Source organism: Aeribacillus sp. FSL M8-0235, from assembly GCF_038000355.1.
Taxonomy (GTDB): domain Bacteria; phylum Bacillota; class Bacilli; order Bacillales; family Aeribacillaceae; genus Aeribacillus; species Aeribacillus composti.
Genome location: NZ_JBBOBW010000001.1, coordinates 925,859 through 942,988 on the forward strand (window position 1 = coordinate 925,859; position 17,130 = coordinate 942,988).

Below are 17,130 nucleotides of genomic sequence, written 5' to 3' on the forward strand. Positions count from 1 at the left end.
GGTAAGTCGAAAATATATGTGTATTATGTGGCAGAATTCATATTTGCGAACTCTTTTTCAAAAACTTTTTCTACAGGAACATAATTGTACCCAAGATCGCGGGCGACTGCCTCATACGTTATTTCTTTGTTGGCAACGTTGACACCTAATTTGATCGCTTCGTTTTTGGCGATTACTTCTACTAACCCTTTGTTGGCTATTTGCAATGCATATGGAATGGTCGAATTAGTAAGGGCGAACGTAGATGTTCTCGGAACTGCTCCCGGCATATTCGCAACTGCGTAATGAAGGACCCCGTGCTTTACATATGTCGGATTGTCATGAGTGGTGACATGATCGCTCGTTTCAAAAATCCCGCCCTGGTCAATGGCAACATCAACGATGACTGATCCAGGTTTCATCGATTTTACCATTTCTTCAGTCACAAGCTTTGGCGCTTTTGCACCGGGGATTAAGACAGCACCGATGACTAGATCCGCTTCTTTTACTGCTTCGAAAATATTATAGGAGTTAGACATGAGCGTTTGAATGTCGTTGCCAAAAAGATCATCTAATTCCCGAAGACGCTTAGGACTTACGTCAAGGATCGTTACATGAGCTCCTAAACCGATAGCCATTTTTGCAGCATTTGTACCGACTACCCCGCCGCCGATGATGACGACCTTGCCGCGTTCAACGCCTGGAACACCGGATAATAGAATACCTTTTCCGCCGTACGGTTTTTGTAAAAATTGCGTTCCAACCAGTGTTGCCATACGACCGGCCACTTCGCTCATCGGTGTTAACAGGGGTAACGAATGACCGTCAGAAACTGTTTCGTAAGCGACCGCAATCACACCGGATTCCTTCAACTCTTTTGTCAGTTCAGGATTAGCTGCAAGGTGCAAGTAAGTAAACAGAATAAGACCATCACGGAAATATTTATATTCTTCTTGAAGCGGCTCCTTGACCTTCAACACCATATCTGCTTCCCAAACCTTGCTTGTATCATGAAGAATTTCGGCTCCTGCTTGAATATATTCTTCATCATGAATTCCGCTTCCAAGACCTGCACTTTCTTCTACGAGTACACGGTGACCTGCCTTGACTAATGAAACAACTCCAGCTGGTGTAATGGCTACACGATTTTCGTTATTTTTAATTTCCCGCGGTACACCAATTATCATTGCAATCCCTCCTGTATAGTATAATTTCGTTTTAATATTCCATATGTACCAACAATGAGTCGGAATTTTCATGTACCTGTCCATTTTATTGTTTCTTTTCCTGCTGGCAATCATTCATTGAATTTTTTGTTTTTATATCATATGCAAATCGGTGTATGTTTGTCTGCAGCTTTCAGCGAAACCGCCAGTATATTTGCATAAATTTATAAAATCCACTTCCGTTGCGAAAATTTCGAACATATGGTATCTTATACAGAAATATTTAGGAGGGATGAGCTGTGAAAAGGGTCACTTTAATGGAAGTCTTCACTCATCCAATTACACAAAAATATTTAAAACGATCTGGCATCGCTCACGCGATTAAAACGGCTGATCACGCTTTTCGTCTTGCGATAGCATTCAATGTAAATCCCGATCTTGCGACAAAGGCGGCGCTGTTGCATGATATTGGCCATTATGAATGGTACACGGACGGTAAATGGGATTATGAAAAATATCAAAAAAATGATATTCATGCAATAAAAGGAGCGAACAGAGCGCATAAACTGCTGATAAGGCTTGGGGAAAAGCCTGAAGCAGCCAAGCAAATTGCTTTAGCTATTCTCCTTCATACGGATTCGTATTTGCCTGATGGTAATTTAAAGCAAAATCCTCTTCAGCGTATAGTTCGGCTTGCTGATGAATTGGATGAAGAACCAGGCGGAATGCATCATTACCGTCAAATTGACGAAAAGCTGGCTTTAAAGAAAATTAGGACTCTAGATAAAAAAGTTGAAAAGTACTATTCTCAGTTAAAATCCATTGTATAAGCGAACAATTTAGGCGTTTGATCATACAATACTATAAACAAACAATGGAAGTGGTGGTTTCGTTTGCCTTCTTTTGTAGGTCCAATTGAGATTAATAAAGTCGACTCAGGAATCATAAAAGTGGGTGACAGCTTTTCTATTTCTCCTAAAGCGAGTTTAAAATCTGCGCTTGGTTCAGGAGCTTTAAATGTTGGAGACTATGTAAAAACATTTGACGTTCGCAGCAAAACGAATGAACATTCGAAAAGTTTCTTTGATCAACCGATAATAGGGAATAGGTAAAATATTTTGCAAAACCTGAGATTGATTTTTCTTTCAACTCAGGTATTTTTTTATATAGAGGGAAAAAAGGAGTGAAACAATGAAAGTACGAAAGGCAAATATAATACATAACGGTGAAGAGATCAGAAACGTCTATATTTATGAAAACAAAAAAGAGGAGTATATATTAGTTGCTGTACCGCAGCTTGAATGGTCCAAGATCATTAAATATGAAGAAATCAATGACAAAACAAGAGAACATTTACAAAATTCTATTGCAAAAAGATCGAATGAGAACATTGCCATTTCACTTTCTTCGAAAATTACTCAATGGATACAAGAAATGTAAATTTTCAAGAGGATTTGAGAAACATGTAACCTCTGCTGTCAGACGGAGGTTACATTAGATTGCTTTCTTTTCTCTCTACTAATTCTATGACATCATGTATGTCGACTTGTAATACGGAGCAAATTTTTGCAAGCTTATCTAGAGGAAGGCGCTTCGTTTTGTTGTGGCACATTTCCCATACAAGCGTATGGCGAATATCAGCTTGACGGGCAAGTTCTCGTTTGGTCATTCTTTTTTGTTTCAATAAATTGTCCAATTTAATATGTATAACATATTCTTTTTTTTCCACTATGTTCACCCTTATTTGTCATATCTTCTCGGGATTTAGAAAATATTCTATCAATGTTCTTTCGTTCATTCAACCCTCTTTTATCAAAATTTTCCTTCTTTTTTATATGAATTTAACAAATGGGGGAAAGAAGGAGTCCTTCTGTTATAAAAATCATGATCATGCAATCTTTATAACAAGTTTGCCATACATCGCAAAAAGACACATACAATCACATTGCGTGTTTTTCGGTATCACGCATAAAACTTCAAATTAGTTTTTCGGTGAAAAATGATCGAAAATTCTATAAAATAAATATGAAAGATCGAAAAAAGGATCTTTTCAAGGGAGTGTGATACTTTGAATCATCAAGAAATCGAAAAAATCAACAAGATCTTCTTAATGCTTGAAAGGGAGTTAGACGAAACGAAAAAGGCGCTTGATAATATCAATAAGAGCATTGACAAATACGATAAATATCAATATACGAAAATTGTATAATGAGGCGACGACCAAATTTGGTCGCCTTTTTTATGATAATATATATAATTTATAGTATAATAATTGTAAAACATCCATAGATTTCAAGCTGAATATAAATCAGATCAAAAGGAGGGGATGGCATTAAAAAGTGAGTTATTATTAAACAAAGTTCAAGTGGCAATGTTTATGAAGGATGCGGTCGAAAGGTCTGTAGACTGGCTTTATTTGCGGAATCTTTTGCATCGTTTTATCGAATCTAAACAAACATTTCCTTTTGCAGAGCTTTGTTATTTGCATGCGAACGTATTCAACAGCGAAAATGATGAAGAAGAATTGTACAAGCTTATGGCAGCTGTTGAATTGCTCGTCCTAGCTTTTGATATGTTTGATGATTTGGAGGATCTGGACAACTTTACAGAACCGTGGATGGATATTGATAGAGGGGAAGCGATTAACAGCTCATCCTTTCTTTATACGTTAAGTTTATCGCATATCCATTCGCTGTCATCACCTTATCGTTCTGAGATCCTTGGTCTGTTTCTTGAATATGCTTTGCAGGCTATGAAAGGCCAGCATATTGATTTGGCAAATGCCGTGAAGACAGAAAAAGAATGTTTGCAAATGATGAGATGGAAATCAGGTTCCCTTACAGCTCTTGCAGCTGAAGCGGGTGTCATGTTTGCATGCGGGAAAAGATACGAGGAAGTTAAGGAATACGGGCACCAAGTAGGGATTGCCGGCCAGATTGAGAATGATTATAAAGGATTGTTTACTCCGCATAAACAGGACAGGAAGTTTTTGAAGCCGTCACTGGCATTACTTTATTTGCAAAGGAAATTTAATCAAACAAGCGTGGATATTTTACAATATGTGCACAGCGGAAAAGACTTCGACGAATACTTTGGAAGCATTGTAGCTTTTAAAGAAAAGCTGTTGGAAGCGGGAGTCACCCAATATTTAAATGTGATGAAACACATCGCGCTTAAGAAGGCTGAAACTTATATAAAAAAACTTCCGCTGCCTGCTGAGAAATTGGATGAACTATTAACAAATTTAATCAAAAAATAAAAAAGGAGAGATCAATATGCAAGAAATCGTAAATTTCTTAATCGAAAACCCTGATGTTTTGGAGAAAGTCGTGAATGGACAAGCTAGTTTGATTGGAGTTAAAGATTCTGATGAACTTTTAGGCATTATTACTGGACTTACAGACGGTTTAAAATTGTTGCCGCCTGCTGGATTTTGGAAATAGTTTAAAGGGTGAAAATATTTGGTTTTTAATAAGGTAAAAATCGTTGATTATGGATATAAACTTGCAGTATTTATAAGCTCGCTGTTTTTTATTGTTTATATTTTTCAAATCAACCTCTCGTATCCTTATTTAGGAACAAACATTGAAAAAACATCAAAGGGTCAATATTATATTAGAAATATTGACCCGAAAGCTTGGGCTGATCGAGCAGGACTAAAAATTGGGGATCAAGTATTAGAATTAAATGGAGTGCCTACTGAAAAGTTTTTTAGAGAGAGCAGTTTTTTTGTTTATCAAGAAGTAAAGAATTTAACAATCAAACGGGCAGATGGCAGTATATTTAAAATAAACGTTGAGGAAACATCATTAGATTTTCAAACATTTTTCATGATGATAATACCAATTATTCTTTTTCTTCTATCTATGTATTGCAGTTTTTTTGTCTATAGATCAAGTAAAAAATTAAAAATTTTATCCCCATATTTATTGAAATTTTTTCTATTATGTGTATCTCTTGCCTATTTATTTGCGACCAGTTCTGCCCGGGGAGATATTTTTTCCCAATATATGGTTGTTTTATTTTTTACTTTGACTCCAGTTATATATCTGCATTTTTTGTATCACTATTTTTATGAACATGGACAAGAATTATTTAATAAAAAAGTAATTATTTTTGGGTATTTTCTTGTAATTGTAAATTTTTTAATTGAATACATAAATAAACAACCGATAGATTTAGATATTAATTATAATTCGAAAGTGTTGAATCTAATCACCTTTCTCTTTTTATTGTTAATATCGTTTATAGTGAAAGTAAAAGGAATGAGAAAACTTAAACTTTCCGAGATATCTTTTACGATTAGAAATTTAATTATTACAAATGTACTTGCTTTTGCACCTTTTGTCCTATTATATGTCATTCCGTATATCATTTTAAAAGATGCTTTGTTCTCACCAGTGTTCCTGTCTTCATTTATGTTGTTAATACCTTTCGCCCTTGTGTATCAGTTTCTATCATCAAAGATATATGATATTGAGTTTATTCTAGGCAGAGTCAAATATTATGCTCTCCTTTCCATTTTGCCGACTATCTTTTTAGTGGCTTTTATCATACTGCTGAAAGAACATAATCCCAAAATTTACCCTATTCAACTTTCAATTATTATATATATATTAATGATATGTGTTTTTTATTTTAAAGAAATTGTTGACTTCCGCTTCCGGTTTAAGCGGTTTTCGGAAAAATATAATTATCAGGACAGCATTTTGAAGTATACGTCAAGGATCCGGAAAGCAGGCAGTTTAAAACAGATGATGGCTGAGTTAAAATCGACCATTTTAGAGGTTTTGAAGGTCAGCCGTGCATACTGCCTTGTTGTTCATGAGAGTGGACGGATCGAAATGGTTGATGATGATGGGGATGGCGGTCTTTTAGAAATTGCCCCATACGAAAAAGATATTTTAAATGCTGTAACAGAAATAGGGAAAATTGTAGAATTTGATAAAGGGTTTGTGTTAACTGTCGGTGAAACGAATAGAAGGAAATATGTTATTATTTGCCTTTCTGTCATTAAAACGCCTAAACTGACTCGTGATGAAATTTCTTGGCTGAATTCCCTTGCTTTTTATACGAATGTAACTGTAGAAAACTTTTTGAAAATAGAAGAATTGATGGAAAGGCTTGAAAAAGCGGAAGAGGGAAACAGCAATCCTGCATGGCTCAAAAAACTGCTGTTTGCAATTGAAGAAAAGCAGCGCTCCAATTTGGCGAAAGATTTGCATGATTCTGTGCTGCAAGATTTGATTTCGTTAAAAAGGCAATGCGAATTGGTTCTGGAGGAATCTGGACAATATCCTGCTGCTACGATCGAAAAAATTCAGAGCATGAATCAAAACATTCTTGATATCATTCATATGACGAGGGAAACGTGTCAAGAGCTGCGTCCGCAAATTTTATATGACTTGGGACTCGTCAAGGCGGTATCAAAGCTAGTAGCGCAATACGAAGAACAGTGTAATTTTCAAATCCGCTTTAATACGGGGAATTTTAACAAGCAGCTTGATATAAACATGCAGCTTAATTTGTACCGGATCATTCAGGAGCTTTTATCAAATGCGCGCAAGCATTCGAACGCGAAGCAAATATTAATTATGCTCGTCAATATAAGAGAAAAAATTGTATTGCACTATGAAGATGATGGCGTAGGCATCGATGAAGAACTGTTGTATGCGAAAACAGAAAGCATGGGATTGTCCGGAATTAGAGAGAGGGTAAAAGCTTTGGATGGTGAAATGAAGATTGAGACTTCTCCGGGAAATGGATTTCGGGTCTTAATTGAAATTTAATCACATTCTTGACTTGGCTTTTGCCAAGTCATTTTACTGTAGATTTTGTCTAAAGAGGTGGAAAACATGATTCGTATTTTAGTGATTGACGATCATCCTGCTGTGAGAGAAGGGACAAAAGCGATATTGGAGACGGATTCTGAAGTTGAAGTGGATTGTCTGGAGCCTCCTTATACGGCTGAACTTATGAAGAAAATCGATTTTTTGCAATATGATGCAGTTCTTATGGATATGAATTTAGGTGACGTCAACGGGATTGAACTGGCAAAGCAAATAACATCTCAAGAACACCAATGCAAAGTCCTTCTTTATACTGGATATGATGTCAATGATTATATGGAAGAAGCGATTTCCTTAGGCATTCATGGAGTAATCAGCAAGACGGAGTCAAAAGAGAAAATATTATCTCACATTCGCCATGCGTTGCTTGGTGAGATTATTCTATCATTTGATTACGTAAAAAAATTGATTGAACGACAGACATTAAAGTCGCCATCTATGAAAGAAGCAAATGAGCCTTTAACAGATAGGGAAAAAATGATTTTAATGGAAGTCGAAAGAGGGCTAACAAATCAGGAAATAGCAGATAAGCTGCATTTAAGCAAAAGATCGATTGAATATAGTCTCACTTCCATTTTTAATAAGCTGCACGTCAGCTCTCGGACAGAAGCCGTATTAATTGCGAAGTCAGAAGGCATTCTTTAAATTAAGAAGTCCCGTCCAATTTGATTGCTATAAAAGATAAGGCTCATGAATGAACCTTATCCTTTGCTTTCTTTTTTTCTTTTAACTCATCAATTTTGCTGTTTTCCCATAGTTTCACTTTTGTATGGTAAGCTGCGCGGCTGATTAAATGTCCTGCTACAGGCGATGTTAAAAATATAAACAGGATTCCCAGCAAAACTCTTCCATTCATATGGTTTTCAAGCACCCAAAAATATAAGAACACCCCTAGTAAAATAGAGAGCACACCTAATGTCGCGCTTTTGGAAGCCGCATGGTTTCTCGTATATACATCTGGTAGCCTCAACACACCAATGGCGGAAATTAGGCTGAAAAAGGCTCCTTGGAGAATGAGATATCCGATCACAAACTTACTGATTGTTTCGATCATTTTCGATAATTTCTCCTTTCTCCAAGAATTTAGCAATCGATACCGTGCCGATAAAAGCTAAAATTCCAATTAATAAAATAATGTCCAAAAAAGCGCTTGTATCTAAAACAATCGACATGATCGCTGTGATCCCGACTAAGTTGATGCCGATCGCATCTAATGATATGGCACGGTCTGGAACGGATGGGCCTTTGATGAGCCGAATCATCAATAAGAAAGAGGAAGAAGCGATAAGAGCCAAAGAAATCCAAATAATAAATTCAAACATTAACGGCTCACCTCCTTAATAGCTTTCTCAAAACTGCTTTTTATATCTTTTCTTGCTTGTTCGACATTCGCTATATCCACAGAATGGATATAAAGCGTTTTATTATCATCGGAAATATCAATAACAAATGTTCCTGGTGTTAAAGTAATGAGATTGGATAGAATCGTAATTTCCCAATCTTTTTCCAATTCTGTTTCAAAGGCAAAAATTCCAGGCTCCATTTTCAATTTTGGCGACAAAACGATTTTTAAAACAGCAATATTTGCAAGGACAAGCTCCTTCAAAAAGATGAATATGAGCTTTATGACAGCGGCAATATTGTACAGATAAAATCGTCTTGGAAAAAAACGGCGCAGCGCGAAAAGAATGATAATACCTAAAAGATATCCGATAAAAAATGTGATGAATGAGTAGTCATCCTGCAAAAGCATCCATGTAATGGCAATCATAAAATTTAACAGTATTTGAAAGGCCATGTGATCTACTCCTTTAATACGGCTTCAATATAAAGATCTGGAGAAAGAAGAACCTGTTCCGCCTGTTTGATGTATGAAGAGATAAATTCTGTGCCAAGCCCGTAAAATAATGAGAGAGCAAGCAAGAAAGCAGCCGGAACGTAAAGACTTTTTACTTGACTGGTTTCCCGAACTTGCGGAATTTTTTCCTCTCCCCAAAAACCGTTAATAAATATTTTCATCACAGAATATAGGACTAAAAGGCTTGAAAGCAAGACTGCGAAAGCTAATACAAATTCACCTTGCTCAAATCCCCCTTGGACTATTTTCAGTTTCCCGATAAAACCGCTTAATGGTGGAATGCCGGCTAAAGCTAATGCGGCGATAAAAAACATCCACCCAAGTGTTGGGTATTTTTTTATTAGTCCACTGAATTTATCAAGGTTTGTTGTTCCAGTGATCGAAAAGACGATTCCGACCAAAAGGAACAGCAACCCTTTAATAATCATATCGTGGATCATGTAATAAACAGATCCTTCTAAACCTGATTCGGTCATTGTGGACACTCCGAATAAAATGACACCAACGCCTGTCAAAATGTTGTATATCACGATCTGTTTAATATCCGAGAAGCTAATGGCGCCAATAACGCCAAATATGATCGTAAGCACCGCTAGCCATGCGATAAACGTATGAGTAAATGCAATGTCCTGCAAAAAAATAAGCGTAAACACTCTTGTGATCGAATAGACGCCAACTTTTGTCAAAAGAGCACCAAATAGAGCCGTAACAGCTGCTGGCGGAGCCTGATAGGAGCCGGGCATCCAGAAAAAAAGCGGGAAAATGGCTCCTTTCAATCCGAATACAATTAAATACATGATGGAGATGGCCGCGATGATGCCGGATGAGCCTAATTCTGCGACTCGCAGGCTCAAGTCAGCCATGTTTAATGTACCTGTTACAGCATATAGAAATGCAACGGATATGACAAATAAAGCCGATGAAATAACATTTACTAAAATGTATTTAATAGTTTCTCTTAATTGCGGCTTTGAATTTCCGTGAACAATTAAAAAATAAGAAGACATGAGCATAACTTCATAGAACACAAACAGATTGAAAAGATCTCCTGTCAGAAAAGCACCGGACACTCCGGTCAATAAAAACATGACGCCGGAATAGTAGAAAAATTTGCTTCGATTATAATCTACTATTTTGTAGGAAAATAGCAAACAGGCAAAAACAATAATGTTTGCCGTTAAAACAAGCAGAATCGCGTACATATCGGCTACAAGAACAATCCCAAACGGCGCTTTCCAATCTCCGACTTCAAGGGAAATGATTCCGTTTGTATGAACATAGTGAACAAGGAAAACGGAAATGCCGATATTTATAACAGAAGAAACAGCGCTTAAATATTTTTGCACTTTCTCTTGTTTATTGAAAAAAATAAGCAATACTGCAGTTATCATAGGAATAATTATCGGTAAAATAATGATATTGTTATTCATTTCTGATCATTTCCCCTCAATTGATCCATATCGTCTGTTCCAAGTTCTTGATAAGATCTGTAGGCTAACACTAAAAAGAAGGCTGTTACTCCAAAGCTAATGACAATTGCAGTTAATATAAGTGCTTGCGGCAAAGGGTCTACATAAGAAGCTGCGTGTTCATCTAGCAGCGGAACAGTTCCTCTTTTCAGTCCCCCCATCGTTAAAATGAGGAGATGAGCTCCGTGACTCAAAAGACCTGTTCCAATAATGATCCGCAATAAACTTTTTGAAAGCATTAAATATGTAGCTGTCATAAACAAAATTCCTGCAACAATGGAAGTTACAATCTCCATTATTCCGTCTCTCCAATCGTTTGAATAATCGTCATTGTCACGCCAACAACAACAAAATATACACCGAGATCAAAAATGACAGCAGTCGCAAGATGCGTATCGCCTAAAACCGGTATGTGAACGTGGCCATGTGTATGAGAAAGGAATGGAACTCCGAAAAGAAAGGAGCCGATCCCCGATAAAATCGCAATCAATAATCCGAACGCCGCCACTTTAACATAATTAATGGGCAAAATCGCTTTCACGGTTTTGACATCAAAAGCGATCAATAATAAAACGATTGCTCCTGATGTGATGAGCCCGCCGATAAACCCGCCTCCAGGGGCATTATGGCCAGCGAAAAATAAATGGAACGAAAAAATGATCACGATAAAAAGCACGATTTTTGTAATTGTTTGCAAAATAAGATCATTCGTTTTTAAACCCGTTTTCTTCAACGTCTTTCCCTCCTGTGCGAAGGCGAATCATACTGTAGACAGCAAGCGCTGCGATTGCCAAAACAGTTATTTCAAACAGCGTGTCAAAGCCGCGGAAATCGACTAGTATAACGTTGACGACATTGTATCCGCCGCCCAAGCTATAGCTCGTTTCCAGAAAGTATTCCGCGATCGTTTTTCCAGTGCGTTCGCTGCTTGCGGAAATGGCCAGCAGCGTTACAATCCCCCCGACGCCTGCTGAAATTATAAAATTCACTAGGCGGAATCTTCGAGTTTTATCTTTTTTCTGCAGCTCAGGTAAGAAATAAAAAGCAAGCAAAAACAAGGCAGTTGATACCGTTTCAATAACTAGCTGCGTTAAGGCTAAATCCGGCGCTCTAAATAAAACGAAAAACAGTGCGAGTGAATACCCGACGGAGCTAAGTGCAATAATGGCTGTCAATCTGGATCTTGCCAAAACAGCTGTGATTGAACCGGCTATCATAACAATCGACAGGATCAATTCATAAATTCCGACAGGTGCAGCATCATCCGCAGCAAAAGAGATTGATTGCTTGATGATCATTGTCGCTCCAACTGCCATGATCATAAATGCAAAAATATAGACGAGATAGTCGCGAATAAATCCAGTCATATAAAAGCTTGTCAGCCGGTTGGAAGTTTTGCCTGCCGTTTTTAAAGAATGATCATATAATTGATTGAGCGTCATCCTTTTCGGCTGCAGATCGTAAACTCTTTTCCATTTTGACGCTGTCAAGTATAGGAATATTCCAAGTATCACTACGCCAACTGTCATCCAAAATTCCGCAGTAAAGCCGTGCCAATGTGAAATATGAATGTGAAAATGTTCTCCATCCTTCAACAAGCTAGGCATGACAGATTTCATTGCCGGTTCGATTAAGCTGTAAGCAAGCAAGTTTGGAAAAAATCCAAAAATAACAACAAGGGATGCCAGCACAATAGGCGGAATCAGCATTCCGATCGGCGCCTCGTGGGGCTTTTTAGGCAGATTTTCCAGCTGCAATTTTCCAGCAAATGTTTTAAAAACAAACATCATACTGTAAATAAATGTAAAAATACTGCCGATCCATGCGAGCACTGGAAGTAAAAACCCCCATGTTTCTGTTTGAAATACATCCATGTTCAATACTCGAATCATACCGGTAAAAAACATTTCCTTGCTTAAAAATCCATTAAATGGTGGAAGACCTGCCATAGAAAACGCGCCGATTAAACCGATCGTAAAGGTAATGGGCATAAGGGACATGAGTCCGCCAAGCTTTCTAATATCTCGAGTGCCTGTCTCATGATCAACAATGCCTGCAACCATAAATAGGCTGCCTTTAAATGTCGCATGGTTAATCAAATGGAAAATCGCTGCTAAAATCGCAACGGAATAAAATTCAAAATGATCAAACAAGAGGGCGGCGGAGCCGACACCTAAAAGGGACATAATCATGCCGAGCTGGCTGACAGTTGAAAAGGCTAACATCGCTTTTAAATCTGTTTGTTTCACCGCATGGAAGGATCCCCAGAATAAGGTGAAAATTCCGAAAAGTGAAACGATCCAAAACCATTCGGCACTTCCTGCAAATACAGGTGTGAAACGAGCAACTAAATAAATGCCTGCTTTCACCATCGTTGCTGAGTGGAGATAGGCACTGACTGGCGTTGGCGCTTCCATCGCATCAGGCAGCCAAATGTAAAAAGGAAATTGGGCGGATTTTGTAAATGCTCCCAATAAGAGCAGAATAAGGGCTGGGATAAATAATCCATTGTCGGCGATACTGCTGCTTTGGGCAATTGTTTCACGAATGCTGAATGTTCCAGTCATGATGTAGAGCAATATAAATCCGCCAAGCATGGAAAGCCCGCCGAAAACAGTAATAAGCATCGATTTTAGCGCCCCGTAACGTGATCTTTCCCGATAATGCCAATAGCCAATTAATAGAAAAGAAGAAAAGCTGGTAATTTCCCAAAAAGTATATAAAACAATAGTATTATCAGTTAAGACTACTCCAAGCATTGACCCCATAAACATCAACAAATAAACGTAAAACGCATTCAGCTGTTCTTTTTCCTTCGACAAATAGTAAATCGAATAAAGAACAACGAGAGATCCGATACCGGTAATGAGCAAAGCAAACAGAAGGCTGAGTCCGTCCACATAAACAGCAAAATCAATTCCTAATGATGGAATCCATTTAACAGTTTGTACGATACCTTCTTTATACTTAACTCCCGGCAAAAATTGAAGAAAAAATATGAATAAACATATAGGAAGGGGAAGCACAAACCATCCAGTATGTATTTTCCGAAATGTCTTATATAGGAATGGTACCATGAAAGCAAATAGAAATGGAAATAATATAGCCCAATGCAGAAATGTCATGTAAACCCTCCTTATCCAATGTTTTGGACTAGCAGTATTTTATTGTTCTCAATATTTTTTGCATATATAGCATTTTAAATTTCAAGTTCATAAGACCACAAATATCGTATCAAAAAAATCATAAAATGTATATTTTTTTGTGAAATTTCCCACCTTGAAAATGAGGTGGTATGATGACAAAAAAGGTAATGACAGCCGTTTTAATTTTTATCTTATTATTCAGCATTTCATGGTATTTGCATGAACAAACGAAACAGACGTATGTACATCCATCATATGAGTGGACGCCAATCAATACTTTTTCCAAAAATATGAATGAAGAAAAATTTGCACCAAGAGAATACATTCGTGTCATCAATTACTAAGAATGAAATGCCAAAAACATTAAAGAAAATACAAGTAAAATCGAGTTTTTTAAAAGAAATTGGCGATTGTCCAGTTTCTTTCTTTACAGAAAGAAAAATTTATGAGATGAACAGGCAGTTTTAAAAATTCCTCGGATTATTGTAAAAAACGTTTTTTTATGTTTTCACTAGGAAGGATGCATTTGTTTTTTTGACCGAACCATTTATATCGGTTTTTAGCAATGATCTGATAAATAAAATCGCGAATTGGTTTCGGGATGATGATGAATCCGTAAAATATTTTCAAAAACCCGCTTAAGTGTTTGGCGATATGTAAAGCAGCAGTGGATTTTGTATAACAGCGATTCCCATCCGATAATACGAGCGAATCAAAAGATTCAGTCGAAAGGCCGAATTGCTGTAATAATTCCTTTCCCTTGCTTGATTGCAGCGGTGCGAATATAAAAATTTCATCTGGATCGTGCGAAATGATGAAATTTACGGTCGAATCGCAAAAATTGCACATGCCGTCGAAAAGAATGATTTTTTTTGTCTTCATCGATATTCACTCCTTTCTTCTATTTTATAATAAAAAATTCATAAAAAATTTTTTATTTTCCGAAATGGAAGATATTTATTCTTGTTAAATGATATAATGAAGTAACGGTGTTTTCGGAGCAGTGATTCATAAGGGGGGAGGATAACGTGGAGGCCAAGAAGCAGTTATTTATTGATTTTGAATTTACAATGGCTGAGAACAAAATGAATCCGGAAGGCTTTTTTCCGGAAATTATCGAAGCGGGTGTCGTAAAGGTAGAAAGGGGAAAAATTAAAGAGACGTTTTCCACATTTGTAAAACCTAGATTTTTTCCAAAATTAACAGAACGATGTAAGCGTTTTTTGGAAATTACCCAAGAACAAGTTGATAACGGTCTATCGTTTTCCGAATTGGTTCATCTTCTTCGCAAGCTTTCTTTTGGGGAAGAAACAATGATCGTGACATGGGGCAACATGGACATGAAAGTTCTTCGCCATAATTGCAAAGAGCATGGACTGCCATTTCCAATAGCAGGTACGGAGATCGATTTATCAATGGAATATAAAAAATTTTTTGGCGACCGCAATCAAACAGGATTGTGGAAAGCTGTGGAGGAATACGGCAAAAAAGGAATCGGCAAGCATCATCGTGCACTTGACGATGCGTTAACAACTTTTAATATTTTTAAGCTGATTGAAAAAGATAAGCAATATCTTTTGAAACCAAAGCCGCTGACAATTGGTGAACGAATAGATTTAACAAAATTATGGCAAAAGCAAGCGACATGAAAAGGCCAGCTGCAATTTGTAGTGGCCTTTTCATAATGCTTTAAAATATTCTCTCGGATTAAACCTCGAATTGCTAAAGGAATGGAACCATCTTTTCATAATGCTTTAAAATATTCTCTCTCTAATCGATTCAAGTTTTCAAGAGAACGCAATGCCCAATCGCTTCCATCTTCCTCAAGCTCCTTCTTTAAAGCAGCGGAAGCTTCTTTCAGAGAAGTTTCGTAATCAGGAATTTCCCCGTTATAATGGTGAACCATTTTTTTTGGAATATTTGCTTGTTCATTGAAGGAAAGTGCTTTGCGTTCATGAAAGAACGGAACATCTGCTTGTTTCGGCTGGTGCAAATCCCCTTGCATCGGATGTTTTAAAACCGCTTTTACTCTTACTAAATAATGATTCTCCCGAATTTCGGTAACTTCCCCGATATATTTACCGGTTTTATAAATGCCTGTAACGATATCCCCGACTTTTATGTCCAAAGTTTTCCCCTCCAGCAATTGTAATGTTTTCACCTATTGTACACTTTTATTTTCAGAGCAGATGGCATGATAAAGCAAAATTTTGCTATAGTAAAAGATAGAATGGATTTGAAAGGTCGTGATGATCATGGAATGGCTTCTATATTTTATTCTATATTTTCCGGAAAATAAAATTGAATATTTATATGGTTTTTTGCAAATGGTTCCGTTTATCATTTTAGCTGTAGTTGCGATCATTTTTTTTAAAAAAATATCCCGCAAGGAAGAAGAAAAAGCGAATGAGCTGCTGAAAAAGCTTTCAGAAAATGAGAAAAAAAGAAGCTGAAACCGGGAGGCGATGCCTCCCAACGAATGTTAAGAAAGAGCCGTTTTTAGTCTCTCCAATCCATCTAGGACCATCTGCCGCGGACAGCCGATATTCATCCGCACAAAACCTTCTCCAGCCTTGCCGTATTTACTGCCCAGTTCCAATGCTAATTTTCCTTTTTCAAGCAGCTGTTTTTTTAATTGTTGTTCAGTCATATTTAATGAACGGCAATCAAGCCAAATTAAATACGTAGAATCAGGATGGATTACGTTTATACTTTTTAAATGCTCCCCAATATATTGTTCGACAAGTTTTACGTTTTCTTCAAGGTAAAGGAGAAGTGAATCCAGCCATTCATGTCCGTTATTGTAGGCTGCTTCCATTGCCGTAATGCCAAAAATATTTAAAGAAAAATGCCCCTGCTTTCTTTTCACTTGTTTAAATTTACCTAATATTTTCTTATCAGGAATGATCACTGCTGAAGCTTGAAGGCCGGCAAGATTAAATGTTTTGCTTGGCGCAATAGCTGTAATGGAATTTTGAGCAAATGATTCACTGATGGAAGCAAAAGGAGTGTGCTTATTGCCGAACAGCAAAATATCTGAATGAATTTCATCTGAAAAAACAAACACGCCGTTTTCTAAGCACAATTCGCCGATTTTTGCAAGCTCCTCTTTTGTCCATACTCTTCCGCTCGGGTTTTGCGGGTTGCAAAGAATCAGCATTTTGACGGATGGATCTGCCAGCTTTTCCGCCAAATCTTCAAAATCGATAGAATAACGCCCGTCTTTTAAAACTAATTCATTCTCCACAACAATGCGTTTATTATACTTCACCATGTCAAAAAAAGGCTTGTATACCGGGGGCTGAATCACAATCCGATCCCCCTCTTCCGTTAATGCTTGGATGGCTATGCTCATTGCTTCCACTACGCCTGAACAAAAATCAAGCGAATCGGCTGAAATTTCCCATCCATGTCTTGTTTTTAGCCAATTTTGAACCGATTTTTTTGTTTTGGAGGCGACGCCAGTATAGCCGTACACACCGTGTTCGACTCGTTCTTTCAAAGCCGCTATGACCGCATCGGGAGATTTGAAATCCATATCAGCTACCCACATTGGCAAAACATCTTCATGTCCGAACAATTCTTTTGTGAAATCCCATTTGTAAGATTGTGTTCCTTTTCTTTTTATTACTTGATCAAAATCACTCATCTTCTCACCTCAAT

The 17,130-nt window shown here is 37.3% G+C and carries 23 protein-coding genes; 11 read left to right on the forward strand and 12 right to left on the reverse strand.

All coding sequences use genetic code 11. The features are described 5' to 3' along the window. Nucleotides 1–23 precede the first annotated feature (23 nt). Complete coding sequence (gene ald, locus NSQ71_RS04535) at nucleotides 24–1,166, reverse strand: alanine dehydrogenase (protein WP_063387070.1); 1,143 nt, start codon at nucleotides 1,164–1,166, stop codon at nucleotides 24–26. Nucleotides 1,167–1,444: 278 nt separating this feature from the next. Between ald and NSQ71_RS04540 the strand changes: the two genes are divergently transcribed. From NSQ71_RS04540 to NSQ71_RS04550, 3 genes are all read left to right on the forward strand, one after another. Next, nucleotides 1,445–1,975 (forward strand): HD domain-containing protein, encoded by a 531-nt coding sequence (locus NSQ71_RS04540; RefSeq protein WP_117016970.1) that lies wholly within the window; start codon nucleotides 1,445–1,447, stop codon nucleotides 1,973–1,975. 63 nt (nucleotides 1,976–2,038) lie between these two features. Further along, on the forward strand, nucleotides 2,039–2,257 hold the full coding sequence (locus tag NSQ71_RS04545; protein WP_066249233.1) for a spore germination protein: 219 nt from the start codon (nucleotides 2,039–2,041) through the stop codon (nucleotides 2,255–2,257). A gap of 79 nt (nucleotides 2,258–2,336) precedes the next feature. After that, complete coding sequence (locus tag NSQ71_RS04550) at nucleotides 2,337–2,585, forward strand: YueH family protein (RefSeq protein ID WP_066249236.1); 249 nt, start codon at nucleotides 2,337–2,339, stop codon at nucleotides 2,583–2,585. A 49-nt stretch (nucleotides 2,586–2,634) separates the two neighbouring features. Here NSQ71_RS04550 and NSQ71_RS04555 read toward each other — a convergent pair whose 3' ends face one another. After that, complete coding sequence (locus NSQ71_RS04555; protein ID WP_232515690.1) at nucleotides 2,635–2,874, reverse strand: helix-turn-helix domain-containing protein; 240 nt, start codon at nucleotides 2,872–2,874, stop codon at nucleotides 2,635–2,637. Between the two features lie 339 nt (nucleotides 2,875–3,213). Here NSQ71_RS04555 and NSQ71_RS04560 point away from each other — a divergent pair, with 339 nt between their 5' ends. From NSQ71_RS04560 to NSQ71_RS04580, 5 genes are all read left to right on the forward strand, one after another. After that, complete coding sequence (locus NSQ71_RS04560) at nucleotides 3,214–3,354, forward strand: DegQ family regulator (protein ID WP_063387066.1); 141 nt, start codon at nucleotides 3,214–3,216, stop codon at nucleotides 3,352–3,354. Nucleotides 3,355–3,471: 117 nt separating this feature from the next. Next, on the forward strand, nucleotides 3,472–4,404 hold the full coding sequence (locus NSQ71_RS04565; protein ID WP_082830254.1) for a polyprenyl synthetase family protein: 933 nt from the start codon (nucleotides 3,472–3,474) through the stop codon (nucleotides 4,402–4,404). A gap of 16 nt (nucleotides 4,405–4,420) precedes the next feature. After that, nucleotides 4,421–4,588: a competence pheromone ComX gene (gene comX, locus NSQ71_RS04570; protein ID WP_082829505.1), complete on the forward strand. Its 168-nt coding sequence runs from the start codon at nucleotides 4,421–4,423 to the stop codon at nucleotides 4,586–4,588. A gap of 18 nt (nucleotides 4,589–4,606) precedes the next feature. After that, the gene (locus NSQ71_RS04575; RefSeq protein ID WP_311066994.1) at nucleotides 4,607–6,934 is read left to right on the forward strand and encodes an ATP-binding protein; all 2,328 of its coding nucleotides are present in this window, start codon (nucleotides 4,607–4,609) and stop codon (nucleotides 6,932–6,934) included. Between the two features lie 66 nt (nucleotides 6,935–7,000). Further along, nucleotides 7,001–7,639: a response regulator transcription factor gene (locus NSQ71_RS04580; protein ID WP_066249242.1), complete on the forward strand. Its 639-nt coding sequence runs from the start codon at nucleotides 7,001–7,003 to the stop codon at nucleotides 7,637–7,639. Nucleotides 7,640–7,682: 43 nt separating this feature from the next. Here NSQ71_RS04580 and mnhG read toward each other — a convergent pair whose 3' ends face one another. The 7 genes from mnhG to NSQ71_RS04615 are packed head-to-tail and all read right to left on the reverse strand — an operon-like array spanning nucleotide 7,683 to nucleotide 13,446. Next, entirely contained in the window at nucleotides 7,683–8,048 is a 366-nt protein-coding gene (gene mnhG / locus NSQ71_RS04585; RefSeq protein WP_311066995.1) for a monovalent cation/H(+) antiporter subunit G, read from the reverse strand. Next, nucleotides 8,029–8,316, reverse strand: coding sequence for a Na(+)/H(+) antiporter subunit F1 (locus tag NSQ71_RS04590; protein WP_311066996.1), 288 nt, complete (start codon nucleotides 8,314–8,316; stop codon nucleotides 8,029–8,031). The genes mnhG and NSQ71_RS04590 overlap by 20 nt, the downstream gene beginning before the upstream one ends. Further along, on the reverse strand, nucleotides 8,316–8,792 hold the full coding sequence (locus NSQ71_RS04595; RefSeq protein ID WP_130157059.1) for a Na+/H+ antiporter subunit E: 477 nt from the start codon (nucleotides 8,790–8,792) through the stop codon (nucleotides 8,316–8,318). Before NSQ71_RS04595 ends, NSQ71_RS04590 begins: the two co-directional genes overlap by 1 nt. Nucleotides 8,793–8,797: 5 nt before the next feature. Continuing rightward, on the reverse strand, nucleotides 8,798–10,282 hold the full coding sequence (locus tag NSQ71_RS04600; protein WP_066249250.1) for a Na+/H+ antiporter subunit D: 1,485 nt from the start codon (nucleotides 10,280–10,282) through the stop codon (nucleotides 8,798–8,800). Next, nucleotides 10,279–10,617, reverse strand: a complete 339-nt coding sequence (locus NSQ71_RS04605) for a Na(+)/H(+) antiporter subunit C (protein WP_144597768.1) — start codon at nucleotides 10,615–10,617, stop codon at nucleotides 10,279–10,281. The genes NSQ71_RS04600 and NSQ71_RS04605 overlap by 4 nt, the downstream gene beginning before the upstream one ends. Further along, nucleotides 10,617–11,054, reverse strand: coding sequence for a Na(+)/H(+) antiporter subunit B (locus NSQ71_RS04610; protein ID WP_130157063.1), 438 nt, complete (start codon nucleotides 11,052–11,054; stop codon nucleotides 10,617–10,619). The genes NSQ71_RS04605 and NSQ71_RS04610 overlap by 1 nt, the downstream gene beginning before the upstream one ends. Then, nucleotides 11,026–13,446: a Na+/H+ antiporter subunit A gene (locus NSQ71_RS04615; RefSeq protein ID WP_340733114.1), complete on the reverse strand. Its 2,421-nt coding sequence runs from the start codon at nucleotides 13,444–13,446 to the stop codon at nucleotides 11,026–11,028. The genes NSQ71_RS04610 and NSQ71_RS04615 overlap by 29 nt, the downstream gene beginning before the upstream one ends. 173 nt (nucleotides 13,447–13,619) lie before the next feature. On the opposite strand from NSQ71_RS04615, the gene NSQ71_RS04620 reads away from it, so the two are divergent. Continuing rightward, nucleotides 13,620–13,811 (forward strand): hypothetical protein, encoded by a 192-nt coding sequence (locus NSQ71_RS04620; RefSeq protein WP_130157067.1) that lies wholly within the window; start codon nucleotides 13,620–13,622, stop codon nucleotides 13,809–13,811. Nucleotides 13,812–13,947: 136 nt separating this feature from the next. Here the strand turns inward: NSQ71_RS04620 and NSQ71_RS04625 are convergent, their stop codons facing one another. Further along, complete coding sequence (locus NSQ71_RS04625; protein ID WP_340733117.1) at nucleotides 13,948–14,349, reverse strand: thiol-disulfide oxidoreductase DCC family protein; 402 nt, start codon at nucleotides 14,347–14,349, stop codon at nucleotides 13,948–13,950. A 146-nt stretch (nucleotides 14,350–14,495) separates the two neighbouring features. Here NSQ71_RS04625 and kapD point away from each other — a divergent pair, with 146 nt between their 5' ends. Then, nucleotides 14,496–15,116: a 3'-5' exonuclease KapD gene (gene kapD, locus NSQ71_RS04630; protein ID WP_063387101.1), complete on the forward strand. Its 621-nt coding sequence runs from the start codon at nucleotides 14,496–14,498 to the stop codon at nucleotides 15,114–15,116. A gap of 95 nt (nucleotides 15,117–15,211) precedes the next feature. Here kapD and NSQ71_RS04635 read toward each other — a convergent pair whose 3' ends face one another. After that, nucleotides 15,212–15,595 (reverse strand): kinase-associated lipoprotein B, encoded by a 384-nt coding sequence (locus NSQ71_RS04635; RefSeq protein ID WP_063387055.1) that lies wholly within the window; start codon nucleotides 15,593–15,595, stop codon nucleotides 15,212–15,214. Between the two features lie 127 nt (nucleotides 15,596–15,722). Here NSQ71_RS04635 and NSQ71_RS04640 point away from each other — a divergent pair, with 127 nt between their 5' ends. Next, complete coding sequence (locus tag NSQ71_RS04640) at nucleotides 15,723–15,920, forward strand: hypothetical protein (RefSeq protein WP_340733120.1); 198 nt, start codon at nucleotides 15,723–15,725, stop codon at nucleotides 15,918–15,920. A 29-nt stretch (nucleotides 15,921–15,949) separates the two neighbouring features. Here the strand turns inward: NSQ71_RS04640 and NSQ71_RS04645 are convergent, their stop codons facing one another. Then, nucleotides 15,950–17,116, reverse strand: a complete 1,167-nt coding sequence (locus tag NSQ71_RS04645) for a MalY/PatB family protein (protein ID WP_340733121.1) — start codon at nucleotides 17,114–17,116, stop codon at nucleotides 15,950–15,952. Nucleotides 17,117–17,130 lie beyond the last annotated feature (14 nt).

Coding starts and splice junctions, on each gene's coding strand:
- ald (WP_063387070.1), bottom strand. CDS start 1,166: ATGATAATTGGTGTACCGCGGGAAATTAAAAATAACGAAAATCGTGTA.
- NSQ71_RS04550 (WP_066249236.1), top strand. CDS start 2,337: ATGAAAGTACGAAAGGCAAATATAATACATAACGGTGAAGAGATCAGA.
- NSQ71_RS04565 (WP_082830254.1), top strand. CDS start 3,472: ATGGCATTAAAAAGTGAGTTATTATTAAACAAAGTTCAAGTGGCAATG.
- comX (WP_082829505.1), top strand. CDS start 4,421: ATGCAAGAAATCGTAAATTTCTTAATCGAAAACCCTGATGTTTTGGAG.
- NSQ71_RS04580 (WP_066249242.1), top strand. CDS start 7,001: ATGATTCGTATTTTAGTGATTGACGATCATCCTGCTGTGAGAGAAGGG.
- mnhG (WP_311066995.1), bottom strand. CDS start 8,048: ATGATCGAAACAATCAGTAAGTTTGTGATCGGATATCTCATTCTCCAA.
- NSQ71_RS04590 (WP_311066996.1), bottom strand. CDS start 8,316: ATGTTTGAATTTATTATTTGGATTTCTTTGGCTCTTATCGCTTCTTCC.
- NSQ71_RS04595 (WP_130157059.1), bottom strand. CDS start 8,792: ATGGCCTTTCAAATACTGTTAAATTTTATGATTGCCATTACATGGATG.
- NSQ71_RS04600 (WP_066249250.1), bottom strand. CDS start 10,282: ATGAATAACAATATCATTATTTTACCGATAATTATTCCTATGATAACT.
- NSQ71_RS04605 (WP_144597768.1), bottom strand. CDS start 10,617: ATGGAGATTGTAACTTCCATTGTTGCAGGAATTTTGTTTATGACAGCT.
- NSQ71_RS04615 (WP_340733114.1), bottom strand. CDS start 13,446: ATGACATTTCTGCATTGGGCTATATTATTTCCATTTCTATTTGCTTTC.
- NSQ71_RS04620 (WP_130157067.1), top strand. CDS start 13,620: ATGACAAAAAAGGTAATGACAGCCGTTTTAATTTTTATCTTATTATTC.
- NSQ71_RS04625 (WP_340733117.1), bottom strand. CDS start 14,349: ATGAAGACAAAAAAAATCATTCTTTTCGACGGCATGTGCAATTTTTGC.
- NSQ71_RS04640 (WP_340733120.1), top strand. CDS start 15,723: ATGGAATGGCTTCTATATTTTATTCTATATTTTCCGGAAAATAAAATT.
- NSQ71_RS04645 (WP_340733121.1), bottom strand. CDS start 17,116: ATGAGTGATTTTGATCAAGTAATAAAAAGAAAAGGAACACAATCTTAC.